General features: G+C 59.6%; 18 protein-coding genes and 2 pseudogenes. 8 read left to right on the top strand and 12 right to left on the bottom strand.

Features of this window, described 5'->3' with window-relative positions; all coding sequences use genetic code 11:
- Window positions 1-98 precede the first annotated feature (98 nt).
- From ACWGS9_RS28035 to ACWGS9_RS28020, 4 genes and pseudogenes are all read left to right on the top strand, one after another.
- Window positions 99-1,652 (top strand): hypothetical protein, encoded by a 1,554-nt coding sequence (locus tag ACWGS9_RS28035; RefSeq protein ID WP_454508289.1) that lies wholly within the window; start codon window positions 99-101, stop codon window positions 1,650-1,652.
- Entirely contained in the window at window positions 1,649-2,551 is a 903-nt protein-coding gene (locus ACWGS9_RS28030) for a terpene synthase family protein (protein ID WP_454508288.1), read from the top strand. The genes ACWGS9_RS28035 and ACWGS9_RS28030 overlap by 4 nt, the downstream gene beginning before the upstream one ends.
- Before the next feature lie 32 nt (window positions 2,552-2,583).
- Window positions 2,584-3,473: pseudogene (gene fni / locus ACWGS9_RS28025) on the top strand (type 2 isopentenyl-diphosphate Delta-isomerase); the annotation flags it as partial.
- Window positions 3,474-3,555: 82 nt separating this feature from the next.
- Window positions 3,556-4,180, top strand: a pseudogene (locus ACWGS9_RS28020) (transposase); the annotation flags it as partial.
- Window positions 4,181-4,325: 145 nt separating this feature from the next.
- Here ACWGS9_RS28020 and ACWGS9_RS28015 read toward each other — a convergent pair.
- The 4 genes from ACWGS9_RS28015 to ACWGS9_RS28000 all read right to left on the bottom strand — a co-directional run bounded on the left by ACWGS9_RS28015 (window position 4,326) and on the right by ACWGS9_RS28000 (window position 8,500).
- A complete protein-coding gene (locus ACWGS9_RS28015; protein WP_454508287.1) occupies window positions 4,326-5,738 on the bottom strand; it encodes a glycosyltransferase in 1,413 nt (470 codons plus the stop codon).
- A gap of 4 nt (window positions 5,739-5,742) precedes the next feature.
- The gene (locus ACWGS9_RS28010; RefSeq protein WP_454508286.1) at window positions 5,743-6,384 is read right to left on the bottom strand and encodes an HAD-IA family hydrolase; all 642 of its coding nucleotides are present in this window, start codon (window positions 6,382-6,384) and stop codon (window positions 5,743-5,745) included.
- A gap of 119 nt (window positions 6,385-6,503) precedes the next feature.
- Window positions 6,504-7,991, bottom strand: a complete 1,488-nt coding sequence (locus tag ACWGS9_RS28005; RefSeq protein WP_454508285.1) for a GMC oxidoreductase — start codon at window positions 7,989-7,991, stop codon at window positions 6,504-6,506.
- Window positions 7,992-8,164: 173 nt separating this feature from the next.
- Entirely contained in the window at window positions 8,165-8,500 is a 336-nt protein-coding gene (locus ACWGS9_RS28000; protein WP_454508284.1) for a helix-turn-helix transcriptional regulator, read from the bottom strand.
- Between the two features lie 762 nt (window positions 8,501-9,262).
- Between ACWGS9_RS28000 and ACWGS9_RS27995 the strand changes: the two genes are divergently transcribed.
- The 3 genes from ACWGS9_RS27995 (at window position 9,263) to ACWGS9_RS27985 (ending at window position 13,266) form a co-directional block, all read left to right on the top strand.
- Window positions 9,263-10,579: an aminotransferase class III-fold pyridoxal phosphate-dependent enzyme gene (locus tag ACWGS9_RS27995; protein WP_454508283.1), complete on the top strand. Its 1,317-nt coding sequence runs from the start codon at window positions 9,263-9,265 to the stop codon at window positions 10,577-10,579.
- A gap of 14 nt (window positions 10,580-10,593) precedes the next feature.
- Entirely contained in the window at window positions 10,594-11,544 is a 951-nt protein-coding gene (locus tag ACWGS9_RS27990; RefSeq protein ID WP_454508282.1) for a sulfotransferase family protein, read from the top strand.
- A 372-nt stretch (window positions 11,545-11,916) separates the two neighbouring features.
- Complete coding sequence (locus ACWGS9_RS27985; protein ID WP_454508281.1) at window positions 11,917-13,266, top strand: condensation domain-containing protein; 1,350 nt, start codon at window positions 11,917-11,919, stop codon at window positions 13,264-13,266.
- Between the two features lie 61 nt (window positions 13,267-13,327).
- On the opposite strand, the gene ACWGS9_RS27980 is transcribed toward ACWGS9_RS27985, so the two are convergent.
- The 4 genes from ACWGS9_RS27980 to ACWGS9_RS27965 all read right to left on the bottom strand — a co-directional run bounded on the left by ACWGS9_RS27980 (window position 13,328) and on the right by ACWGS9_RS27965 (window position 17,015).
- The gene (locus ACWGS9_RS27980) at window positions 13,328-13,543 is read right to left on the bottom strand and encodes a hypothetical protein (protein WP_454508280.1); all 216 of its coding nucleotides are present in this window, start codon (window positions 13,541-13,543) and stop codon (window positions 13,328-13,330) included.
- A gap of 447 nt (window positions 13,544-13,990) precedes the next feature.
- Window positions 13,991-14,818 (bottom strand): ABC transporter ATP-binding protein, encoded by an 828-nt coding sequence (locus ACWGS9_RS27975; protein ID WP_454508279.1) that lies wholly within the window; start codon window positions 14,816-14,818, stop codon window positions 13,991-13,993.
- Window positions 14,815-15,600, bottom strand: a complete 786-nt coding sequence (locus ACWGS9_RS27970) for an ABC transporter permease (protein ID WP_454508278.1) — start codon at window positions 15,598-15,600, stop codon at window positions 14,815-14,817. The genes ACWGS9_RS27975 and ACWGS9_RS27970 overlap by 4 nt, the downstream gene beginning before the upstream one ends.
- Entirely contained in the window at window positions 15,597-17,015 is a 1,419-nt protein-coding gene (locus tag ACWGS9_RS27965) for an ABC transporter substrate-binding protein (RefSeq protein ID WP_454508277.1), read from the bottom strand. Before ACWGS9_RS27965 ends, ACWGS9_RS27970 begins: the two co-directional genes overlap by 4 nt.
- Before the next feature lie 350 nt (window positions 17,016-17,365).
- On the opposite strand from ACWGS9_RS27965, the gene ACWGS9_RS27960 reads away from it, so the two are divergent.
- On the top strand, window positions 17,366-18,274 hold the full coding sequence (locus tag ACWGS9_RS27960) for a Crp/Fnr family transcriptional regulator (RefSeq protein WP_454508276.1): 909 nt from the start codon (window positions 17,366-17,368) through the stop codon (window positions 18,272-18,274).
- On the opposite strand, the gene ACWGS9_RS27955 is transcribed toward ACWGS9_RS27960, so the two are convergent.
- From ACWGS9_RS27955 to ACWGS9_RS27940, 4 genes are read right to left on the bottom strand one after another with little or no spacing between them, the layout of a single operon-like run.
- Window positions 18,188-19,144 carry a HEAT repeat domain-containing protein gene (locus ACWGS9_RS27955; protein WP_454508275.1) on the bottom strand — a complete coding sequence of 319 codons (957 nt, stop codon included), beginning with the start codon at window positions 19,142-19,144 and terminating at the stop codon, window positions 18,188-18,190. The two genes, ACWGS9_RS27960 and ACWGS9_RS27955, sit on opposite strands and share 87 nt — an antisense overlap.
- 1 nt (window position 19,145) lies before the next feature.
- The gene (locus ACWGS9_RS27950) at window positions 19,146-19,379 is read right to left on the bottom strand and encodes a 4Fe-4S dicluster domain-containing protein (protein ID WP_454508274.1); all 234 of its coding nucleotides are present in this window, start codon (window positions 19,377-19,379) and stop codon (window positions 19,146-19,148) included.
- Between the two features lie 12 nt (window positions 19,380-19,391).
- Window positions 19,392-21,128: a fumarate reductase/succinate dehydrogenase flavoprotein subunit gene (locus tag ACWGS9_RS27945; protein ID WP_454508273.1), complete on the bottom strand. Its 1,737-nt coding sequence runs from the start codon at window positions 21,126-21,128 to the stop codon at window positions 19,392-19,394.
- An 8-nt stretch (window positions 21,129-21,136) separates the two neighbouring features.
- Window positions 21,137-21,424 (bottom strand): DUF971 domain-containing protein, encoded by a 288-nt coding sequence (locus ACWGS9_RS27940; RefSeq protein ID WP_454508272.1) that lies wholly within the window; start codon window positions 21,422-21,424, stop codon window positions 21,137-21,139.
- Between the last annotated feature and the right edge of the window lie 1,050 nt (window positions 21,425-22,474).

Here is a 22,474-nt window from a genome sequence, read left to right as displayed (position 1 = left end):
CCACGGCACACGCGGCGCGCTGCGCGCAAGCCTATGCCGCGGACGGGCGTCTGCCCAATCTTGGTTCTCGTCAACCGTCTGCAGAAGGAACGTCCCGCGTGAACGCGCTGTCCGAACAGATCCTTTCCGAATTGCGCCACCTGCTGAGCGAGATGAGCGACGGCGGCAGCGTCGGTCCGTCCGTCTACGACACGGCGCGAGCTCTGCAGTTCCACGGCAACGTCACCGGTCGGCAGGACGCATACGCGTGGCTCATCGCGCAGCAACAGGCCGATGGCGGATGGGGAAGCGCGGACTTCCCGCTGTTCCGCCATGCGTCCACGTGGGCGGCGTTGCTGGCATTGCAGCGTGCCGATTCTCTTCCCGGCGCTACCGACGCAGTCCAGGCTGCAACTCGATTCCTCGAGCGCCTGCCCGATCCCTACGCGCACGCGGTGCCGGAAGACGCGCCGATCGGCGCGGAGCTGATCCTGCCGCAGTTGTGCGGCGAGGCCGCATCCCTGCTGAGCGGCGTGGCGTTTCCGCGCCACCCGGCGCTATTGCCGCTGCGGCAGGCGTGCATGGTCAAGCTGGGGGCGGTGGCGACGTTGCCGAGCGGCCATCCGTTGCTGCACTCCTGGGAAGCTTGGGGGACGACGCCGACCACCGCATGCCCGGATGACGACGGCAGCATCGGCATCAGTCCTGCGGCCACCGCCGCGTGGCGTGCGCGCGCCGTGACGACACATGGGAGCACGCCGCAGATCGGGCGCGCCGACGCGTATCTGCAGGCGGCGTCGCGGGCGACGCGCAGCGGCATCGAAGGTGTCGTTCCCAACGTCTGGCCGATCAATGTGTTCGAGCCATGCTGGTCGCTGTACACCTTGCATCTGGCCGGGCTGTTCGCGCATCCCGCGCTCGCCGAGGCGGTGCGCGTGATCGTCGCGCAGCTCGACGCCCGCCTGGGCGTGCGCGGTCTGGGCCCGGCCTTGCACTTCGCGGCCGATGCAGACGACACCGCCATTGCGTTGTGCGTCCTGCACCTCGCAGGGCGCGACCCGGCGGTCGATGCGTTGCGCCATTTCGAAATCGGCGAGCTGTTCGTCACCTTCCCCGGCGAGCGCAATGCGTCGGTGTCGACCAACATTCATGCCCTGTATGCGTTGCGACTGTTGGGAAAGCCCGCCGCCGGCACCAGCGCCTACGTCGAGGCCAATCGCAACCCGCACGGTCTATGGGCCAACGAAAAATGGCACGTTTCGTGGCTGTATCCCACAGCGCATGCGATCGCTGCGCTTGCGCAAGGCGAGCCCCAGTGGCGCGACCAGCGCGCGCTGGTGGCACTGCTGCAGGCGCAGCGCGACGACGGCGGCTGGGGCGCCGGTCGCGCGTCCACATTCGAGGAAACCGCCTATGCGCTGTTCGCGTTGCACGTGATGAACGGGGGCGAAGAGCCGACAGCGCGCCGGCGCATCGCGCAGGCGGTGGCACGTGCGCTGAAGTGGATGCTCGCTCGCCATGCAGCGCATGCATTGCCGCAGACGCCGCTGTGGATAGGTAAGGAACTGTATTGCCCCACCCGGGTCGTGCGCGTGGCCGAACTCGCCGGGTTGTGGCTGGCGCTTCGTTGGGGGCGGCGCGTCCTGGCCGAGGGAGCAGGAGCGGCGCCATGATCCAGACCGAACGCGCGCTGCAGCAGGTGCTGGATTGGGGGGATTCCCTGACCGGGTTCGCCGACGAGCATGCCGTGGAGGCGGTCAGGGGCGGCCAGTACATCCTGCGGCGCATCCACCCGAGCCTGCGCGACACCAGCGCCCGCACCGGCCGCCATCCGCAGGACGAAACGCTGATCGTGGCGTTCTATCGCGAACTGGCGCTGCTGTTCTGGCTCGACGATTGCAACGACCGTGGCCTGATCGCGCCGGAGCAGCTCGCCGCGGTGGAGCGGGCGCTGGGGCAAGGCGTGCCGTGCGCGCTCCCCGGATTCGAGGGCTGCGCTGTGCTGCGCGCTTCGCTGGCCGCGCTCGCCTACGATCGTCGCGACTATGCCCAGCTTCTCGACGATACCCGGTGCTACTGCGCGGCGCTGCGCGCCGGACACGCGCAGGCGGCAGGGGCGGAACGCTGGTCCTACGCCGAGTACCTGCACAACGGCATCGCTTCGATCGCCTACGCGAACGTGTTCTGTTGCCTGTCGTTGCTGTGGGGGCTGGACATGGCGACCTTGCGCGCGCGTCCGGCGTTTCGCCAGGTCCTGCGGCTCATCTCCGCGATAGGGCGCCTGCAGAACGATCTGCATGGACGAGACAAGGACAGGTCGGCCGGCGAGGCCGACAACGCGGCGATCCTGCTGCTGCAGAGCTACCCGGCTATGCCTGTGGTGGAGTTCCTCAACGACGAGCTAGCCGGCCATACGCGCATGCTGCACCGGGTGATGGCGGAAGAACGCTTTCCCGCGCCGTGGGGACCGTTGATCGAGGCCATGACAGCCATCCGCGCGCAGTACTACCTGACCTCGACCAGCCGCTACCGCAGCGACGCTGCGGGGGGAGGCCAGCGTGCGCCGGCCTGAACGCGCGGGAGGCGGCGGCGTACGCGCGTGCCGTCGGTCCGATCACCGGCGGCATGCCACGCGCCGAGGCCATCAACCGGCATCTGACCGAGGCAGCGCAAGCCTTGGGGATCGCCATGTGCGTAGGTTCGCAGCGCGTGAGCTTGGAATCCCCCAACTCCCAGGGGCTGAGGCGCGCGCTGCGCCGCCTGGCCCCAGACATCCCCTTGCTGGCCAATATCGGCGCCGCGCAACTGCGCGAGGCCGACGGCCTGAACCTGGCGCGCCGGGCGGTGGATACGCTGGAGGGGGATGGACTCATCGTCCATCTCAATCCGCTGCAGGAAGCGGTACAGCCGGAGGGCGACCGCGACTGGCGCGGCATCCTGGGGCAGATCGCTCGCGCCGCGCACAGCGTGGGCGTGCCGATCGTGGCCAAGGAAGTGGGGCGGGCCTGTCCGGCTCGGTGGCCTGTGCACTCGTCGAGGCGGGCGTGGCGGTGATCGATGTCGCCGGCGCCGGCGGCACCAGTTGGGCCGCGGTGGAGGGCGAGTGCGCCCGCGATGCCGCCGACCGTGCCGTGGCGATGGCGTTCGCCGATTGGGGGATTTCCGACCCCGGCCAGCGTGCGGGAGGTACGTCGGGCGCTGCCAGCGGTGAAGCTGATCGCGTCGGGCGGGATCTGCGACGGCGTCGACGTGGCCAAGGCCATCCGCCTGGTCGCGGACATCACCGGCAGACGGCCGGCGTGCTGCGCGCGGCGACGGTGTCGACCGAGGCGGTTGTCGCGCATTTCGAGATTGTCGTCCGCCAATTGGCCGTCGCCTGCTTCTGCACCGGATCGGCCGATCTGGCGGCGTTGCGTCAGGCGTGCTTGTTGCCTCGGCGCATCCCGCCCCCCGGTCGATGCCGGCGTCGCCCGCACGTGGCGGCGGGCGCCTAGTCTAGCAGGCTGAAATACCTAGCCAAAGTTAGACTCTGATCCACCTTGGCCAGGCGGTTCGACGCGCGGGAGCGATGTGTTCATGGAGCAGCTGTACACTATGAAGCGGTTGGAGGATTTCGTTGCAGCCGGTCATCGACTGCGTCCGATCCGGCTGATGTCAATCAAGCGCTGGTGCGGCTAGACGGCTTGTTTTCCGGCATATACGCCTGCAGTGCCTAGGCGGTCGCCCCAGCATTGCGCCGGAGAAATTGCTGCGGGCCATGTTGTTGCAGGTGTTTTACAGCGTCCGTTCGGAGCGGCAATTTATGGAGCAGGTTCAGTAGAACCGCGAGCGATTGATCGAACACGATGCGGTGATCGCGCTGTTCATTGAAGTGGTGGAGATCGCCAATGACCGGGGCTGGTTGTCGGGAAACATTTCTGTATGGATGGCACGCTGATCCAGGCCTGGGCCGGGCACAAGAGTTTGAAGCGCAAGGGACGGCGATGAGGAGGACGGCAGCGACTTCCGCGGACGATCGCGCAGCGACCACGCGCACGTGTCCACGAGCGATGTGGATGAGAGGCTGTATCGCAAAGGCATCACGGCCAGCGAGCTGCGCTACATGGGACACACGCTGAGCGACAACCGGCATGGACTGATCGCCAATGCGCGGGTGACGCCGGCCGACGGCTACGCCGAACGCGAGGCGGCAACCACGCTCGCCGAGTTAGCGGTGAATTCGCTTGTCGGCAAACGGATGATCAAGATGCAACAAATGCGTTGGTCGCTACGCGGCGCCCATATGCTGATGCAAGTCCGCCCAAGCCCAAACCCCTCCTGTAGGCCGCCGTATAACCCCGGAATGATTACCGGCATCCCTCAGATTGTGCAATCCCGTTCGCGATACTCTCTAGCCAAGACGGAGCATGCGCGATTTGTACGCTGTTTTGAATGCACATTTGTCCGGCTGTGCGCCCTAACCGCTGACGAGCAATCGTACCGACGACCAGTCTTCTCATAATTTCAGAAGCTTTTTCCTCGATGCCCGGTTCTTGTATAACAATTCCATTGACCCCATCGATAATTTGCCGTTTTAACCCGAACGCGTCTGAGACCACCACGGGCCGACATTTAAAGAGCGCTTCGGTAAGTGCAAGGCCGAAACCCTCCTCTTTTGAAAGCTGAAAAACCGCAAAAGCGCGAGCTTGAAGTCTGCTGATGATCTCAGCGTTTTTTTGGTGATCTTTCATAGACACGCAGACAAATCGGATGTGCTGGCGGACTTTCCGGGGCAAACGCGCAGCATGAGCCTCGCACTCCGAGAGATATTCAGCCGCTTCTGGATCATCCGACACACCTGCAGGATCGGGACCAGCAATAACCAATCTAGTTCCGTCGGCCACTGAAGATTCGTTCTCAACAAACCGCCGAAAAGCCTCTAATACGCGATCGATACCCTTTAGTCTGTCCCAACGCGACACCTGAAGGAAATATCTCTCCTTTATTAGGTCGGCAAGGCTTATCCTTAAATCTTCATCATATCCGTTTATAGAGACGTATCTTTCCAGCTCGTCTCCAGGCTCATCGGGATATGAGAGGTTCTTATCAGCAAACGGGCTAATAGACGGCGGTATTATATCGATGTCGGAAATTCCGTTGAAAGCATAGTCCGCATCGCTCAACACGACTCTATGAAACGGACGTAAATATCCTCGCAAGAATTCCCAGGTTCTATCGACCGTAGGAGCTCGTTGAGGATAGCCGATATGGCATCGCCATATAGCGGGATGAGGTTGAGATTCAAGAAAAAAAGAGGCCGCAGCCAGCGGTTGAGGATCGTGTACGATCACTACGTCATCCGCTCCAATGATGCGCCTCAGGTCACGCGCGCCCTGTCTCGATTCACGCTCGTATGACGCCACAAGTTCGTCGGTGCAAGGGGTTTGGACATTGTGAAGCGAATTGTGCAATCCCTTTGTGAAGACAAAAAACTGCTTGTCCCGAGGCTTAAAAATCAGCCACCTCATGTCAATCCCAAAGCCCCGCATCAGCGCGATGTGGTGTGGCAGCATTTCCGCCACGCCTCCTCCAAACGCTGTCGAGTTGATATGCCAGACGCGGCGATCGGACAGCCGAACGCGGCACGCCATGTAAGCTCGCTCAGCCGCATCAAGCAGCGAGCCGTAGATATCGCGCTCGCGTTGATATTTCGCAAGAATGTCATCATGGAACACGACTTCATCGAGTGTTTTTTCAACCGGTGACAAAGCGATATTCATGGCCTTACACTCCCCGCAGCGAATTGACCGCCGCCAGGTTGGAGCCCTGTCCAAAATCTGGTATCCACTCCATGATACCTTGACAGTTTTGCGCTGCAGCGCCGACCCCGATGCAACGACAACCTGCTGCAAGTGCTGCGGCTATGCCTGTGGGCGAATCTTCAAACACCAGGCATTCTTCAGCCAACACACCAACTGTTTCGAGAAGCAATTCGTAGGGCTGTGGATCCGGCTTTCCGCGTGTGACGTCATCTGCCGAAATCAGAACGTTGGGCAAAGGGATGCCGACCTGGCGCAGCCTGGCGGTCGCGGCCTCCTTGGTTGAAGAAGTGACTATCGATTTACGGGCGGAAGGAATCGATCGAAAAAAACGCTCAGCACCGTTAATTTCTCTAAGCTGAGACATCACCTCAATCTCGAAATCAGCGATGCATTTGGCCTCAGCTTTCGGATCGCGATGCGGCGCAACTTCGGCGATTAGCTCCTGGTCTCGACGTCCGGCAGAGAGCTCAATTACGAGGTCAGGAGAATATCCCCTCTCTTGTGCCCACCGTCTAAGCGCAAACTCAACAACAGCCTGCGAGTCAACGAGAACTCCGTCTAGGTCAAATGCGATGTGGTGGAATTTTGATAAGTCAACAGTCATGATGAACAAAAGTCTCCTGGCTCCTCTGCCCACGCAAACGGTTTAGGCAGATCAGGCTCAAGCACAACGGAGAGGCGCCGCTGCATGCCGTCGGTAGCGATATCTCTTCCCGCCAAGCCTCAAATTTCGACTGAAAGTGACATACGCCTGGCATTAGCCATGATTGTATGGGTTGGGTTGCTATTGCCGGCGAAGTTCATCACCGAGCCGTCCATGACGTAGATATTGTCGTACCCGTGAATACGGCCGTTCCTGTCAACTACGGACACCCTCGGATCATTTCCTGCGCGCGCTGTTCCATGCAGGTGCGAACTGCCCTTGCTGTGAACTGATGGCTCCCGATCTAGGTCTTTGGCTCCTGCTGCGCGAAGAATCTCATCTGCTCGGTCGGCAAGGAATCGGATCCTGGCAATGTCATTTTCGGAGTTCCGATACTCGAACCGGATGTAAGGTACTCCAAAGCTGTCTTTCCGATCGTCAAGCAGTACCCTGTTTGCCATCCATGATTCTTCACCGATCAGGTAGTGGAGGCGAAGTCTGCCGATGTTGTCGCTGGCCTCAGCGTAGTTCGCCTCGTATATCAGTCCGGCAATTCCGCAGGGAGAATCGACGGTTTCATAGAAATCATCGGTGTAAACGGTGGCATGAGGCCCCTTGTGTCTCGCATTGAATTGGGAAGCTGCGCCCCACTTCTCACTATAACCAACGGAATAGCCACTCACCTTGAACGACAAGCCGCGCCCTACCAAGTCGACCTCGTTGCCTATTCCATTCGGCGCCTTCGGGCTTTGCGATCTCAAGAGGAGAGCGGCTGATTGAACGGCGTTAGCGCAAATAAACAGTCGATCAAAGGGAATACTAAGACTTTCGCCAGAGAAGGGGACATAGCACTCCAGCGCCGATCCCCGACTAGTCGACGACAGTTCGACCAGATAAACAAGACAGCCGTACAAAGTGGTTATGGTTCCTGGAAGATCTGTGTCATCCAGAACTCGTCGAGAACGGACGGAAGCCCGGGCGTCCGTAGGGCAGCTTCTTTCGTCACAGGGGGAACACGCGAAGCATCCATTCACTGCCTCAGGGTGATCGATTGCTAGCGGGATTCTCTTGGCATTTATATCCAGCGATGCCATCGCATCCAAAATACAACGTCCCCGCAAACTCAATGGGAATGGATAAAATCCATCGCTCCCGCTCACTCGAAGCAGGCTCTCCACGTATCGATAGTTCTCATCTAGTTCTCCAACTCCTATTGGCCAATCCATGTTCATGTCAGAAGACAGATATTTTGACGGCTTAAGGTCTATCTCCCGGTACCGGAAAGTTATTGCGTCGTAGAACGCCATTCCGCCGCCGACGCAACATGCCGTCCACGGATTTGCGTCCAGACTTCCGCTCGGAGAGAACCCTCGACTGTAAGGCGCCTGATGCTCAAAATAAGTTGACCCCGGACTCGCGATGGTGCCGAATTCGAGGACCAGGACGCTTAGTCCCTTTTCGGCCAGTGTTCTCGCTGTGATTGCACCTGAAGGCCCAGAGCCGACAACGACTGCGTCATATCTCGCAAAATTGGTTGAAGCTGCGGTGATGTGCTGTAATGCGCTCAAGTGTCCCTCCTCGGGTCGGTCGACAATGCGCGGCCACGATGAAAACTGGAAAATGGCTCTAGGCTCGTGAACGAACTGGGCGAGAGCCAGTGAGCTTGCCTGTAGCGCATCCGTGCCCCCTGTCTGCCTGCCGCGACGAATATTCATAGCGGCGCAGCGAGAGGTGTCACACGTCAGATTTGACGGGTTGACGGATTCAGCTCTACCAATCGGGAGCAAACCGCAATTGCGACCGCGTGGGTTTTGTTATTAGCTAGAAGCTTTTCACAGGCGCATCTCATGTAACAGATCGCTGTTGTTTCCTTTATCCCAAGTATTTTTGCGGTTTCCCAGGTCGTTTTTCCGGCAGCAGCCCACACGAGTACATCTGTCTCTCTTTGCGTTAACGTTTTAACCCCCATACAATTGTTGCACGGCGCTTTGTTACTGGTAGCTTGAATGTTGTAAACCGGATTCGCGCAGGCCATGGGTAAGGCGCTCGTCTCTGGGGTCGCAACAGAGTCTTTCATCGCACATACTCCTTTCACTTAGGTCGGAGACTTAAACCGGTTGGTGACGCCGGGTGCCGACGATGGTCGGCCCAGATCCCGAGGCCAATTACGGAGGTCGCGGACACGGTGGGCACAAGCGCAAGCATGATGCCCCAAGAATTTAGTCTAAGGCCCATTATATTGGTGACGGACGCGTCGCAGGCTTAGATCATAACGTCGGAGTTGGGATTTTCCTTTTCGCTCCGCATGGCGATGCCCTCAAGGGCTTTGATTTTGCGAGTTTCGTCATCGATTTGGAATGGCACTTAGGCCCGCCCGTTTGTGGAGAGGACGATCATTGCGACGTCGAGAAATTGAAACGTCGAGAGGCTCAAGCGTCGTTGGATAGTCCTCGGGAAGACGTCCGATTTCCGACGCCCATTGTGGCGTTTGTCGGCTGCGCGACAAAATTTCGGCGGCATTGCTGTCTCGATCTTCCCATCCCTTATTGAACAAAGGGCAGTAAGCTACCCTGGCTGGCGCCCGGTTTAATTGGCACGATTTTTGAGCATGCTCAGTCATTATCCGGTTGTGTTGCCGATCTTGGGGGCGATCGGGCAATGCCCAATAAAGCGGATCCGGCCAACTTAGTATCGGGATTGGCCGACCCAATCGAGACTATGCGCATGCGGATGTTTCATTTCTACTTTCACGATTCAGGCGAACGCCCGCGGAAAACCCATCGGACAGTTAGAAACTGGCTTGACGAACGTGCCGGACCATTCAAGCGAAGGATTATTCATGTCCATCAATGCGCCCGACCCGGTCTTGCGCACGGCCGACCTACATAACTCAGCAATGCATAGAGCGTTGCTGCTTACCGCATCAGCAAATTGGGACTTTAACCGGCGCTTTCCGGCGGTCTACGCCCGCGCGTCTGGCGCACATGTCTGGGACTCTGACGGAAACAGGTACGTGGATCTCACGTCTTGCAGCGGGGCAGCGCCTTTGGGAGCTGGATACGAGCCAGTTGTCACCGATGTTGTGAAGGAAATGCGCCGCACAGGTGGTATTCTGCCCGGGCCTTTGTCCTTGCATCGGGTCGAACTGGCCGAACGGCTGGCGGAAATATTCCCGGTTGCCGAGCGCTCGATTTTCTTCCGAACCGGTTCTTGTGCTACAACCGCCGCGGTCCGTCTTGCCCGCGCGCATACTGGTGTGAACTTGGTGCTCACCAGTGGATATCACGGCTGGCACGATTGGCACTTGCAGGACCGGCCAACGATGGGACTGCCCGACAGGGACCGGGATAGCATCGAGTTCGGTTACGACCTGGACCGGCTCCAAGAGCTGACCAAGGCCCATCGTGTCGCTGCGGTGATCCTGACCCCAGAAGTCAACTTCTTCCCACCCGAATATCATCAGGAACTTCAGAAGCTGGTCGGCGAACGCGGCGCCCTGCTGATCTTGGACGAGGTAATGACCGGTTTCCGCTATGCGGACGGCGGCTACCACACTGCCGCCAACCTCACACCGGACCTGATCACGCTAAGCAAAGGACTGGCCAACGGCACAGCACTGTCCGCGGTGGTCGGTCGGGCGGACGTCCTTAAGGCCGTCGACAAGACCTACCTTGGCAACACCTTCCAGCGTGAGGTCACACCGTTTGCGGCAGCCCTGAGCACACTTAAGGCGTGGCGCGATGGAGTTGCACTGGCCCGAATGCAGCAAGTGGGCAAGCAACTCCTCAACGGGCTTAACGATGTCTTCGCCAACCAGGGGGTCGAGGCATGGGCGTTCGCATGGCCTACCATGTTCGACGTAGTATTCGCCCACGACGAGGTCGGCAGCATGTTCTTCCAGGAGATGTGGTCCCGCGGCTTTCTCATGCAGTACGGCGGCAGGTTTATGCCGTCGGCGGCATTAACCGACGCCGACGTGCAGTCCGCTCTCGAAGCTGCCAGGGAGGCACTGGCGACTGCCGTGATCCGAATGGAGAATACGGGGGGCCAACCGGACAGGTTGGCTGCCGCCGTCCGGTTCGCCGGTGAACGTTTCCTGGCCACCCCGAATTCGCTCTGTCGCTGGTTCACTGCGGCAAGCCATCCTAAAACTTGACAAGAAACGCTGCGATGCCCGGTACCGCCCCGTTTTCCACAACCCCCGTGCTGCTTGGCGGCGAGAACAGGTCCGGTACCACCTTACTCAGCGTGGTACTGGACTCGCACCCCGACATGGTCGTCGGGCCAGAGATCGATTTTCTCGAACCACTGAATCTTGGATCTCACATCCTGGAGGCGACCGACCTACTCACCGCCCATTTGCCCCAGGTGACCAGCTACACCAAAAATGGAATCGACCCGTTCTGGTATGACGGCTTGCACTTTTTGGTGCAATGCCTGAGGTTCGGCTTGGACCTCGAGGATGTACGCGCCCTGGTCACCAAAGTGATGAGCGAGGTGGCTGGTGAGATCGTATCGTTCGTCGACCGATGCCGATTGATCAATGAAATTGGGGAGTTGCGCAAGGCGCGCGCCGGAGCCCGGCGATGGGGGCTGAAACTGCAGCGTAAGATCGCCCAGGTCGATGCCTACGCCCGAGTGTGGCCGCAGGCTCATTTCGTGCATATCGTGCGGGACGGACGGGATCTGGCCGCGTCGCATCTGAAAACCGTGCCAGATTGGGGTTATCAGACCGTCGCCGAAGCCGCGGAAGGTTGGCTCGAAGTCGTATCGCGATCGCATCAGGTCTCGCCGCCGAACGTCTATTTTGAGCTCCGCTACGAGGATCTGGTGCGCCACCCGCGACGGTCGCTCACTCGAATCCTGGATCACCTGGGCCTGCCCTGGCACGAGGCTGTGCTGCGGCACGCGGAACACAAGCATGCGCTGTTCGAGCGCCCTTACGGGCACCCGGCGGCCGACTCCGCGGGTAAACCGCTGCATTCAGGCCGGCTGGGTCGCTATGCAGAGGAGCTAACACCGGAGCAGATCATGGAATTTGAACGGATCGCCGGCTGCGAGCTGTCGCGCTTGGGCTATCTGCCGGCCGGACGACGGCGGTCGACACATGAGCAGTACTGAGATTTTCCGCCTTGTCTAGGGAGCTGCCGCACAACTATTTGGCGCTGCTGCTCGGACCAACCGGTTCGCGCCTGCACTCCAAGGTGACCCTCCTGCCACTGACGGCGATTGCGTTGTTGGACCCGGGACCTGCACTAATGGGGCTGCTGCCGCCCTGCGCTGGCTGCGGACAGTCCCTTGTGGATGGACGCCTTCCGTGCCCTGTGGCCACCGCACTTGGGCGCGATGATCGGCCCAACCGATGGCGCCCGACCAAGCCTGTGGTCTGCAGTATTCTGAGCGCGGCCGGCGCGCTTCGGATCTGGTGGTCCTCTTTTCGTCTCATGCGCAGCTTGCAAGTCGAACACGACCGCTCGACAGAGAAGGCCGGGTATGGACATCGATAAACTAGCCGTGCAGCCAGGCCGGTTGACGGCGTGGCGGATCGATGTGCCGGACCCAGGTCGGTGGCGGCCCGACTCGCGCCGCGCGTCCCATGCTCAAGAGGAACACCTCGACTGCGTTGGGGATGGCCGGCCGACGTGGCTGGCCGTGGCGTTTGAACAATCAGGCGCATTCGACCCGCCCGCTTTCACTCGGGCAGTCCTGAACTGGATCGACCGACACGAGGCATTGCGTAGCCTCGTCATTCAGGAAGGTTCGGCGATTCAGCGTTTCACCGTCGGCCCCGGTGCTGCCGCGCTCAACGGGACGGAAGTCGGCGACTACGCCAATACCAGTGAACTGGTCCGGAGGATGGAAGAATTATTTGACGCGGATACGAGCCCCCTCCAATGGCCAGCTTACGTGTTGGTTACGGTCAGCCGCCCGGGATCGACCACCGTGGTGCTGGCCTGCGACCACTTCCTTACTGATGGTTACTCATTGGCGTTGGTCCCACATGAAATCTGCAAGTTGTACACCGCTGCGATAGAGGGGGTGGCACCGCGTTTGCCTATTGTTCACAGCCATCTGGACTATGCGGAAAGCGAACGAACCCTAATGGCCGGCCTCACAGTCGACCATCCGGCGATCATCCATTGGCGAGAGTTGATCGCGGCAAACGCTGGCCAACTGCCGGATTTTCCATTGTCCCTCGGCACCTCAAAGGGAGCTGCGCAACGCAGCGGACGGATCTTGCTGTTTGACGCCGCCGCCGCTCGCGAATTTGATCGGGCGTGTCGGGTCGACGGTGGAAACGCCATGGCCGGGATCTTCGCCTGCTTAGCGATGGTCGGCCGTGCGTTGGCAAATAAGCAGGAATTCCATACCGTCACGCCGATTCACACTCGGCACGACTGGCGATGGAGAAACTCGTTCGGCTGGTACGTCGGAATGAGCCCGGTCAGCTTTCGTGCGGCAGGTGGATTCTCGGAGATAATGGGCGCGGCCAAGTTGGAAATAACGCGAGCCAAGCAAACAGCGCGAGTGCCGTTTAGCAGAGCCATGGACCTGCTCGGAGCCCAGCTGCGCGACCGCTTCATGGTATCGTACTCGGACATTCGCAGCATTCCGGGATCGCATTTTTGGGCCAGCCGGGGGGTGAGATTGCTGGCCAGCGGCAGTGACGATTCGCACGAGACATACCTGTGGATCAACCGGTCACATGAAGGAATCTGGCTAACTTTCCGTCATCCCGGCACAGTGACCGCGCGAGCCGCAGTGGACGGTTATCTTGCGGAACTCGTTGCGCTGGCCCATCAGGTAAGCCATGCAACGTCCTTCGGCGAACGAGAGTCCTAACAGCCACGCAAGCGCTGGCTGTCCCAATCGGAACCGGCGGCAAATCGGCGACCACATTATTTTAGCCGAGCCGAAAACCTGAAGCATCAAATATGAGATGACGGCCGGTGATCAACGGCACCCTGAGCGAAGGGCCGGCTTCGTTCCGATCTTGCACGGGCTCAGCTGCGACGTAGGCATGTTGTTTCAGCGTTGTGTGCCAGATCGTGGGAAAATCCACGCCCTTGTCGTGCGCTGTGTTGCACTCCCGGACAAGCCTCGAGACCATGTCGGCCATGTATCACCTATCGGATAATTGATTTTCCAATAATGGGTGTAAACGCGCGGGTCGGCATTGACCTGAATCAACTCCGCCAAAAGTTTCCTGTCTCGTGACAGGAAAGTGTCGCATCAAACGCTGTCGGAAAACTCTACTGGTATCGTTATTCGCCTGGCCTGCACCGCCGCGGCGTTGGCGCAAGATGACCACGTTTGACATCGATATCGCCGGGCCCGCCTGTCGGATTGGCGTCTGCCGCGTCCCTCGCCGCAAGTGACCTCAAGGTCGGCCGGATCGAACTTAAAATCCGGCGCAGCATGCCCTTGAGGGGACGCCCGGAGCAAGGAGGGGCTGCAGGAGTGGCGCGAATGGGACCAGACCGCAGGTGGCGCGCCCGAACACATCACGTTAAATGAATCCCTCGGTTGAGCGACCGGATGAAACAAAGTAGGGAGCCCCAAGCACTCAACCTAGCGGCGAAAGCCGCGCCAAAGTATCCCGCTGCCTGTCGCTACGAAGCAGCTTCAGGCATCGTTGCTTCAAACGCAAGAACTGGATGGACGCGATCATTTCCGCCGTCCTCGGTCTCTCGAAATCCACATTGATTTCCTCTTGGATGCGACCCGGCCGTGCCTGCATGACGATGATGCGATCCGAAAGCAGGATGGCTTCGTCGATATCGTGGGTGACGAAGACAATCGTGATTTTGAACTGCTCCCAAACCTCCAGCAGCAGTTCCTGCATCCTCAGTCGTGTAAGCGCATCCAGGGCTCCAAAGGGCTCATCCATCAAAAGTAGCCTGGGCCGATTGATGAGGACACGGGCGATCTCTACGCGCTGTTGCATGCCGCCAGAAAGCTGGCCGGGGTACCGGTCTGCAAATCCATTGAGGCCGACAAGGTTCAGTATCCTGTCCGCTTCACGCCTCCGTTCGGCGCGCTTAATGCCGCGCATCTTCGGTCCGAACGCAACATTGTTACGTGCATTCTTCCATGGAAAAAGTGTGTGATGCTGGAAGACGATGCCTCGGTCCGGATGCGGGCCGCGCACGGACACGCCGTCAACTGAAAGCCTCCCAGAAAGCGGCAAGATATGTCCAGCCAACGCGCCAAGAAGGGTCGACTTCCCACAGCCCGACGGCCCCAGAAGACATACGAATTCACCCGGCATGACTTCGAAGCTTACATCGCTAACCGCTTCGAGGGCCGCGCTAGCCCGTCCAAGCCTGATTGAGACGTGTTCGGCCGCGATGCGGCCCATCGTTGCCCGGATTTTGCGCTCCTGCATGTTCATGATTTGCCTTCCTTGCTGTGCCACGGGAGGAGTGCCGCTCCCACAGCCTTCAGCGCGGCACTGCTCGCCATGCCAAGCAGCCCAATGACAATCATGCCGACGATGATCTCGGGATAGTTCTGCAGCGTGTACGATTCCCAGGTGTAGTAGCCGATGCCGAACTGGCCTGAGATCATTTCGGCGGTGACCAGACAGAACCACGATGTGCCCATGCCAATCACCAGCCCGGTGACAATGCTCGGTGCAGCGCCAGGGATGATCACTTCCACGAGCATGGCTGAGCGGGTGCTGCCTAGGCTGCGGGCGGATGCGATCAGCCGCGGATCGATGTTTTCGACGCCGTGGACGGTGTTGATGAGGATTGGAAAGAGAGCGCCGGTGAAAGTGATGAAGATCATCGAAAGCTCCGAGGACGGGAACATCAGCACCGCCAGCGGGATCCATGCCACGGCAGGGATCGGGCGCAACAGCTCGAGAGGCGCCTGAAGGAAGTCCCCGGCATATCGGAGGCGGCCGATCAACAGACCCAACGAGACACCCACCACAGCGGCGATTCCATAGCCTGCAAGGACCCGCTCAAGGCTGCTGGACACATGGGCAAAGAGCCGGGGGGATCCAAAGAATTCGAGCGCGGCCGACGCGACGTCTCCCGGCGGCGGAACATTCGTGAAAGTGATGATGCCGAAGTCCAGTTTCAGGGTAGACGCCGTCTGCCAAACAGAAAGGCAGAAAGCGAGAGAGCCCGCCCGCCGCAGCCATCGTCCGACTTGAAGGCCGATCATTGGTCGCCTTGATTGCTTGCCTGGACGGCAGCTTTGACGCCGGCGAAATCCAGCACGCTTCCGCTATGGGCCCTGGCCCAGTTCTCGGCTTTTTCCTTGAGCAGGAACGCGCTGACCTCTCCGCTATCGGAACGCACGAACCAGGCTTGCTTGCCCAAAAGCTTGATGCCGCTGTCGCGATCCTGGGCATAGAATACCCTTATTGCCTTGCCCTCGCCTTCTATCGCCTTGAAGGCCACAAGGGCGTTTTCCGGCGAGGCGAAATGTCGGACCTGCGGCTCGCCATCGACCCAGATCTCGGCGACGAGCTTGGGATCCTTGATCTGCTCGCCCGTCGAAGCATCCTTGGCGTTTGGCGGCAGCTGCTCATAATCCTTGAGTGCCGCTTCATAATCCAGGCCCGACGCCTTGAACGCCGCTCGAATGAAACGATCGTCGACGAAGCTGTCGACATCAAGCGAGCTGTCCGCCTTCTTAAGGAGCTTAAGAGTTTCGATGGCGGTGGCCACGGCCTGTCGATACTCTGGCTTCCACGTTAGATCGCGGGTCTGTAACCCAAGCGGACCATGGAACAGATAGTCCACCTCGGCGTCGACGCCGGTGATCTTTCCGATCAGCACGCTGTACCTCTCGGGCTCCTTGCTGATGAGCTTGTCTGCCTCGATGACAGCACGAAGATAGGCGACGACGATCTCGGGATATTTTTCGGCATAGGAAGCATCAACCAGGACGCCATGAAAGGTTGGCACCTTTGCCTGCGAACCATCATAGATCTTGCGGGCAAAACCACGCCACGGGAAGAGCTCCGCAAATGGAACGAAATCGGCATGGGCGTCGATTTGATCTGCTTTGAGAGCTGGGCCGGCGACCTCGGGAGCCTGGGTAATGATCTTGACGTCACGTTCGGCGTCCCAGCCTTGCGCCTTCACGGCTCGCAGCAACATCCCGTGCGAAGTGGAAGCAAACGGCACCGAGATCGTCTTGCCCTTGAGCTCCGCCAGGGATTGGATGGACGAATTGGCTGGCACGACGATGCCATTGCCGCTGCCATTGACGCTTCCCGAAAGCACAGCAATGAACAGACTCTTTCGCCCCGCCTTGAGGTGGGCAAGGCCGTTCAATGAACCTGGAAAATCTGCCATCACCCCAAAATCGAGCTTGCCGGCGAGCTGCTCGTTAGTGATTGGCGCGCCGCTGGTGAAATTCTTCCACTGAATGTCGTAGGTGGCGGCCTGGTACCTTCCGTCGTGTGGAAGATATTTTTCAAGGAGATTCAATTCGCGGATGAGAAGCCCGCCGGTCGCAGTATTGATCGTCGTGTCCTGAGTGCCGATAGCCACGCGAATGGTTTCTGCTTTGGCAGCCGAAACGAAGACGGCAGCCGCAAGGGCGATCGCAGCGAAGTGTGTGCGCATGTTTAGGGTCCTGTTCCATAAGTCCTGTCCCGGACGGCCCGGGGCTCTTTGGTTCGGCGACCGGTGGACGGATGGCCACCGTGCCTGACTGATTTATGAGGCGGTCTCGCAAGGGGGATAAGCAATTATTTGCCCGGACAAGCGAAGGAACCCTTCCCCCACGACAGCAAATTTTGAACACACCGAGATGCCGTTATCGCTCTATATCAGACACTTAGTCGCAACCCGACAGCCGGGGCAACGGGCGCAAACAGCGACAATCGTTCCAGCAATAGCAAAAATGCGCAACGATTTTTCTTTATACTCTATAGACTTTATATAATTCTACTCTGATCTATGGAGGATCTATCATGACCTTGCCAACGCAGGCCTCGAGGGAGGCTAAGGATCGAAGGCCGGAGCCGCGGCCAGTGCTTTCCAGCCAGGCCTTGCTCCCTGGTGACCAGGCACTCTTCCTGAGCGAAAGCGTCGAGGGCCTGGACGAAGGCGCGCATTTTCTAGACACGCTAAACCCGGACGAATTGGCAAGGCTCAACAGTCACGGCCGGCGTCTCACCTTCTCGACCGGTGAGCCGATCTTCAGCCAGGGCGATCGGCACGGAGGCATTTTCATAATCGAAAGCGGTCAGGCTCGGGTCTTCTATACCGCTCCGTCGGGGCGGGAAATCACGCTCGCCTATTGGACAGCCGGGCATTTTATCGGCGGTCCCGAAATGACTGGCGGAGGCGCTCACATCTGGTCCGGCGAGGCGCTTAGCGACTGCCAGATCCTCTTCCTGCCTGCCTCCGCGCTCACGAGGCTCGTAGCGGAGCTTCCGGGCTTCGCTCTCTGTCTTGTGCAGGGGCTGGCCGCAAAGGGCCGATGCTATTCGGCCATGGCGCAGATGCTGGGGACGCGGTCGGTGATCGAGCGCCTAGCGCAATTCCTGATGAATCTCGCAGAGCTTCACGGCGTTCGTGACGGGCATGCCGTGATCATAAACGCCAAGGTGACGCATGATCAGATTGCCGCGATGGTGGGGTCGACGCGCCAGTGGGTAACGATGATGATGAAACGCTTCCAGAAAGATGGGTTGGTTACCGTCAAGCCGCGACAAATTCGCATCGAGCGCCCGCGTAAGCTAATGAACATGGTTTCGAAGGACGGCGTCAGTCGCCGCCCTTCGACAGTTCTAGCCGAGCCGTGCCAGGGCCCAGCGCACCGTCTTGCGGACGTCGGGGTCGGCATCGGAGATGTGATCCATCAACGCCTCGCGTGAGGCTGGGGCAGCGATTTCGCCAAGCGCGGCGGCCGCCTCCTTGCGCACGGCTGCAATTTCGCTTCGAAGCGACCCTGAAATTGCCGCAACAGCCCCATGGGCCTTGAGCTTGCCAAGCGCATTCAGGCATCTCAGTTGGACCTGCCAGTATTCGTCATCCAAGGCAGCCGTCAGTCCATGGACCACCGAGGCTTGGCCGAGCTGACCGAGCGAATCCGCGGCGGCGGCGCGCACCTGCCAGCTGTCGTCGCCAAGCACAGCCGCGACTGCCGCAGCGGCCGCCGGCTGGCCGGAGAAGGAGAGCGCGCTTGCAGCAACTGCCCTGACGCCAGCATCTGGGTCAAGTGTCGCGCCAATCAGGGATGGCAATGTCTTCTCCAGTTTGAGGTAAGCGATAACGCCAAGCGCCTGAGCACGTACGTCCGGATTGTCGTCGCGCATTGCAGCAAGCGCCGGACCGAGCGATCCCGGAGACCGCAGCCCCCTCAACCCTCGAAGGGCGGCTGCGCGGACGAAAGCGCTCTCGTGGTCGAGCAGTGGCCCGATCAGTTCCGCTGCTGCCGGATCCTTGATTTCGGCAAGACCGTCAGCCGCTGCCTTCGCGACGGGGCGGTCTTTGTCCGTTACCAATTTGACGAGCCCGCTTGCGGCTTCGTTCGAGTCGAACTCGGTAAAAGCGAGCGCCACTTGCAATCGCACGGCATCATTGGGGTCGTCGACTGCGGCCAGAAGATGAGGCAGCACGTCGCGGCGTGCGGCAGCGGCGAGATCAATCACCGCCAGTTGCCGCACTTTGCCGTCGGCGTCGTTGAGGCGTTCGACTATGTCGTCGATGTCGCCGAAGTCTTCAAACGGTTCGAGGGTTCTCATCTCAGCGCAACAGGTAGGGAATGTTCACGGTGACCGCACCCGTTGGGCAATCTGTCTCGCACGGCATGCAGTACCAGCATTCGTCGAATTTCATGTAGGCTTTTCCAGTCAAATCGCTGATGCGCAGCACGTCTAGTGGGCAGACGTCGACACAGACGGTGCAGCCCTTGTCAGCGATACATTTGGCATCGTCGACGACTACGGGAACGGCAGTAGGCGAAAGCGCGAATGGCATATATTCTCCTGGTCAAGCATTTTTGGAAACACGTAGATGATCGTAGGCTGCCCGCTCCTCGTCACCGATAGGAACAACGTAGGATTGGACAGCTCGCTTCTGGGAAATCATTCGGCCGTCGATCTTGCGCAGCAGCGTGTGGCAAAACCAATTCGCGTCATCCTTCTCGGGATGATCGACACGGTTATGGTAGAGGCCCCAGCGACTTTCGGTGCGATAGAGCGAGGCATGGGCCGCCATTTCTGCGCAATCCAGGATCGAGGATACCTCCAGGGAACGCATGAGTTCGTGGGCGTTGCGGGCGACAAGTGCCGTTTCCAGATCCTCTCGCACCTCGGCAAGTCTGTTCTGCCCGATCTGCATCTTGGCAGTGACCTTTGGCGGCTGGAGGTAGTCGTTGACGAGGCGACGGGTCTTGTATTCCAGCTGGTTGGGCGGAATGCCGTCGTCGCGTCGGGTAGGCGCCAGCACCCGTTCGCGCTCACGCTCGAGCAGATCGCTATCGAATTCCGGCAGGTCGACATCACCCGCGATGTCGGCCGCGTGTTCTCCAGCAATCGCGCCGTTGGTGAATGCGCCGAGCATATAGCTGTGCGGCACACTGGCCATGTCGCCTGCTGCGTAAAGGCCCGGCACCGTCGTGCGAGCATATTCGTCCACGAATACGCCAGATGCGCTGTGGCCTGAACAGAAGCCGATCTCAGAGATATGCATCTCGATCATCGCGTTGCGATAGTCGGTGCCGCGGCGTTGATGGAATCTGCCGCGCGAGGGGCGCTCGACCTTGTGCAGGATCTTTTCGATCTCGCTAACTGTGTCGGAATGCAGATGATTGAGCTTCAGGAAAACCGGTCCCTTGCCGGACTGCAGCTCGTTATAAAATTCTTGCATCATCTGTCCCGACCAATAGTCGCTCTCGATGAATCGCCTGCCTTGGTTGTTGGCCGTATAGGCCCCGAATGGCCCCGCCACGTAGGCGCAGGCGGGACCGTTGTAGTCCTTGATCAGCGGGTTGATCTGGTAACACTCGAGATTGGCGAGCGCGGCGCCGACGTGATAAGCCATTGCATACCCGTCACCCGAATTGGTTGGGTTCTCATAGGTTCCAAACATGTAGCCTGAATGGGGCAAGCCGAGCCGGCCCGCAGCGCCCATGCAGAGGATCACAGTCTTGGCGCGAACGACGAGAAATTCGGCGGAGCGTGTATTCACCGCGATTGCTCCGGCGATCCGGCCGTTCTTCGCGGTCAACAGGCGGGTCGCCATGTAGCGATTGGAGATCAGAATCCGCTCGCGTCGGAGCTGGCGGTAAAGCGCCTTTTTTACCGTGTCGCCATTCGGCATCGGCAGGACGTAGGTTCCGAGGTGATGAACCTTCTTCAAGTCGAAATCGCCGTTGGCGGTCTTCTGAAAGCGTATACCGAAGCGATCCAGCTCCTCGATGATTTCATGACAACGCGACGCATACTTGAAGACGGGGGCCTGGTCGACGATGCCGTCATTGGCGATCGTGATTTCCTTGGTGTATTGCTCAGGGGTGGAATAGCCAGGCACAACGGCATTGTTGAGCCCGTCCATGCCCATCGAGATCGCGCCCGAGCGCTTTACATTTGCCTTCTCGATCAGCACGACGTTCAGATCGGGACTGCGCTGCTTGGCCTTCAACGCGGCCATCGGGCCAGCTGTGCCGCCGCCAATTACCAGAACATCGCAAGCGACTTCGGCTTGCCCATCGACAAAGTGGTCCATTGTCTTCCTCAACTTTGTGTGTCGACGATTTCGCGCAGGTAGCGCCAAGGATAGATGCCGCGGTCGTGACCATCGGAGAAAACCAGCCGCATGGCATACGAACCGATAGCCTCGGCGCTAACGATGGTGATGTCGTCGAAAGGATGCTCTCTCCCGTCGATGGCGGACCGGATCTGAAGGGCCGCTCGGCTGAGTTTGCGCAAACGTGCCGCATGGATAGCGGAGAGAGTGCCGTCATCCCAAGCGATGGCCAACGATCGGCGGTCGGCGCCGATCCTTATTTCCAAAGGTTTCATGGCGTTTCCTGATCGTTGGCGCCATTGTACGAACGAGTCTCGGTTCGACACGCAATAAATTGCCTGTTTTGCCATCGTATTTCAGCACGATTGAGCTCCGCGGTGAATTTTGGCGCAGCGCCATTCCTTCGCAGGCGAAGCCCCTTACCGCTTGCGCAGTGGACCAGAAATGCATGGGCTTCAATTTCGATAGTCCATACAACATGTGCTCGATGCTGGACCAAGTGCCCTCGATGTCTGTCTTCAAGGGTGTGGCTTCGGGAACGAAGGCGGCCGGAAACCAAAGACCCGGCGCGTGAAATTTAAGCCGCCATTTGCTGCATATTTCCGTCCTAAAAAACGTACTGCTGTTGTGGCGAGTGCGAGATTTAGCCGGGATCGCACCTGGCAAGCTTAGGGGCGCGGCTAACATCGGACTTGGCTGCGATCTATCGCATCCTGCTGCTCAGAAGGCATGCGACCTCCGCCTGGATGCGATTTGTGGTGAGGCCAACCACGCCGAACCGCTCGTAGACACCACAGGAAACAGAGTGTCCGCAAGGCGGGAAGTGATGTCGACAGCGGAGACCTCCGTTTCGACCAGGACCTCGTCGCTGCGAGCAGGCCTTCCCTCAAACATGAGGTCACTGATCGGGTTCGCCCAGTTCCGCAAAAGCCGGCCGGTCAGTCCGGTATAGAGCGCACGAAACCGAACCGTGATCTGGCTTTCCGGGTCCTTCCGCATAAGACCGGCTAGCCGCTCGGCGTGAAGAAGCGCCTCGCCCGTCCGCCACACAGGCAATTTCGTATCGAATACACTCGCCGACGGGAAAGTCTCCTGACCGTCTTCCTGATAGTCGAATCAGGAACAATCGTCCCGAGGGTACGGCACGCCAAAAGTCGCAATGCGCGGGATCGCTAAAGATGTTGCATTCGATCCCGTCACTCTCCGGGGGCAGCTAAACCTCAATGGCTCTCCCGACCTCGCGTGGGGCAAGATCTTCGCGGGTCAACATCATGAAGACCGGCCAACCAGTGTGCCTGGTGACCGCGTCGTCCAGGACCTGCTCG

This window comes from Mesorhizobium sp. Arg314 (genome assembly GCF_053714275.1).
Note: the sequence above shows the minus strand (reverse complement) of the source record. Positions and strands in the feature narration are given on the sequence as shown.

Excerpts from the sequence above, each read along its gene's own strand:
- ACWGS9_RS27970 (WP_454508278.1), bottom strand. The coding sequence starts at position 15,600 with ATGATCGGCCTTCAAGTCGGACGATGGCTGCGGCGGGCGGGCTCTCTC.
- ACWGS9_RS27940 (WP_454508272.1), bottom strand. The coding sequence starts at position 21,424 with ATGAAACCTTTGGAAATAAGGATCGGCGCCGACCGCCGATCGTTGGCC.
- ACWGS9_RS27945 (WP_454508273.1), bottom strand. The coding sequence starts at position 21,128 with ATGGACCACTTTGTCGATGGGCAAGCCGAAGTCGCTTGCGATGTTCTG.
- ACWGS9_RS27990 (WP_454508282.1), top strand. The coding sequence starts at position 10,594 with ATGCCCGGTACCGCCCCGTTTTCCACAACCCCCGTGCTGCTTGGCGGC.
- ACWGS9_RS27965 (WP_454508277.1), bottom strand. The coding sequence starts at position 17,015 with ATGCGCACACACTTCGCTGCGATCGCCCTTGCGGCTGCCGTCTTCGTT.
- ACWGS9_RS27995 (WP_454508283.1), top strand. The coding sequence starts at position 9,263 with ATGTCCATCAATGCGCCCGACCCGGTCTTGCGCACGGCCGACCTACAT.
- ACWGS9_RS27950 (WP_454508274.1), bottom strand. The coding sequence starts at position 19,379 with ATGCCATTCGCGCTTTCGCCTACTGCCGTTCCCGTAGTCGTCGACGAT.
- ACWGS9_RS28000 (WP_454508284.1), bottom strand. The coding sequence starts at position 8,500 with ATGAAAGACTCTGTTGCGACCCCAGAGACGAGCGCCTTACCCATGGCC.
- ACWGS9_RS27955 (WP_454508275.1), bottom strand. The coding sequence starts at position 19,144 with ATGAGAACCCTCGAACCGTTTGAAGACTTCGGCGACATCGACGACATA.
- ACWGS9_RS27980 (WP_454508280.1), bottom strand. The coding sequence starts at position 13,543 with ATGGCCGACATGGTCTCGAGGCTTGTCCGGGAGTGCAACACAGCGCAC.
- ACWGS9_RS27975 (WP_454508279.1), bottom strand. The coding sequence starts at position 14,818 with ATGAACATGCAGGAGCGCAAAATCCGGGCAACGATGGGCCGCATCGCG.
- ACWGS9_RS28030 (WP_454508288.1), top strand. The coding sequence starts at position 1,649 with ATGATCCAGACCGAACGCGCGCTGCAGCAGGTGCTGGATTGGGGGGAT.
- ACWGS9_RS27985 (WP_454508281.1), top strand. The coding sequence starts at position 11,917 with ATGGACATCGATAAACTAGCCGTGCAGCCAGGCCGGTTGACGGCGTGG.
- ACWGS9_RS28010 (WP_454508286.1), bottom strand. The coding sequence starts at position 6,384 with ATGACTGTTGACTTATCAAAATTCCACCACATCGCATTTGACCTAGAC.
- ACWGS9_RS28015 (WP_454508287.1), bottom strand. The coding sequence starts at position 5,738 with ATGAATATCGCTTTGTCACCGGTTGAAAAAACACTCGATGAAGTCGTG.
- ACWGS9_RS27960 (WP_454508276.1), top strand. The coding sequence starts at position 17,366 with ATGACCTTGCCAACGCAGGCCTCGAGGGAGGCTAAGGATCGAAGGCCG.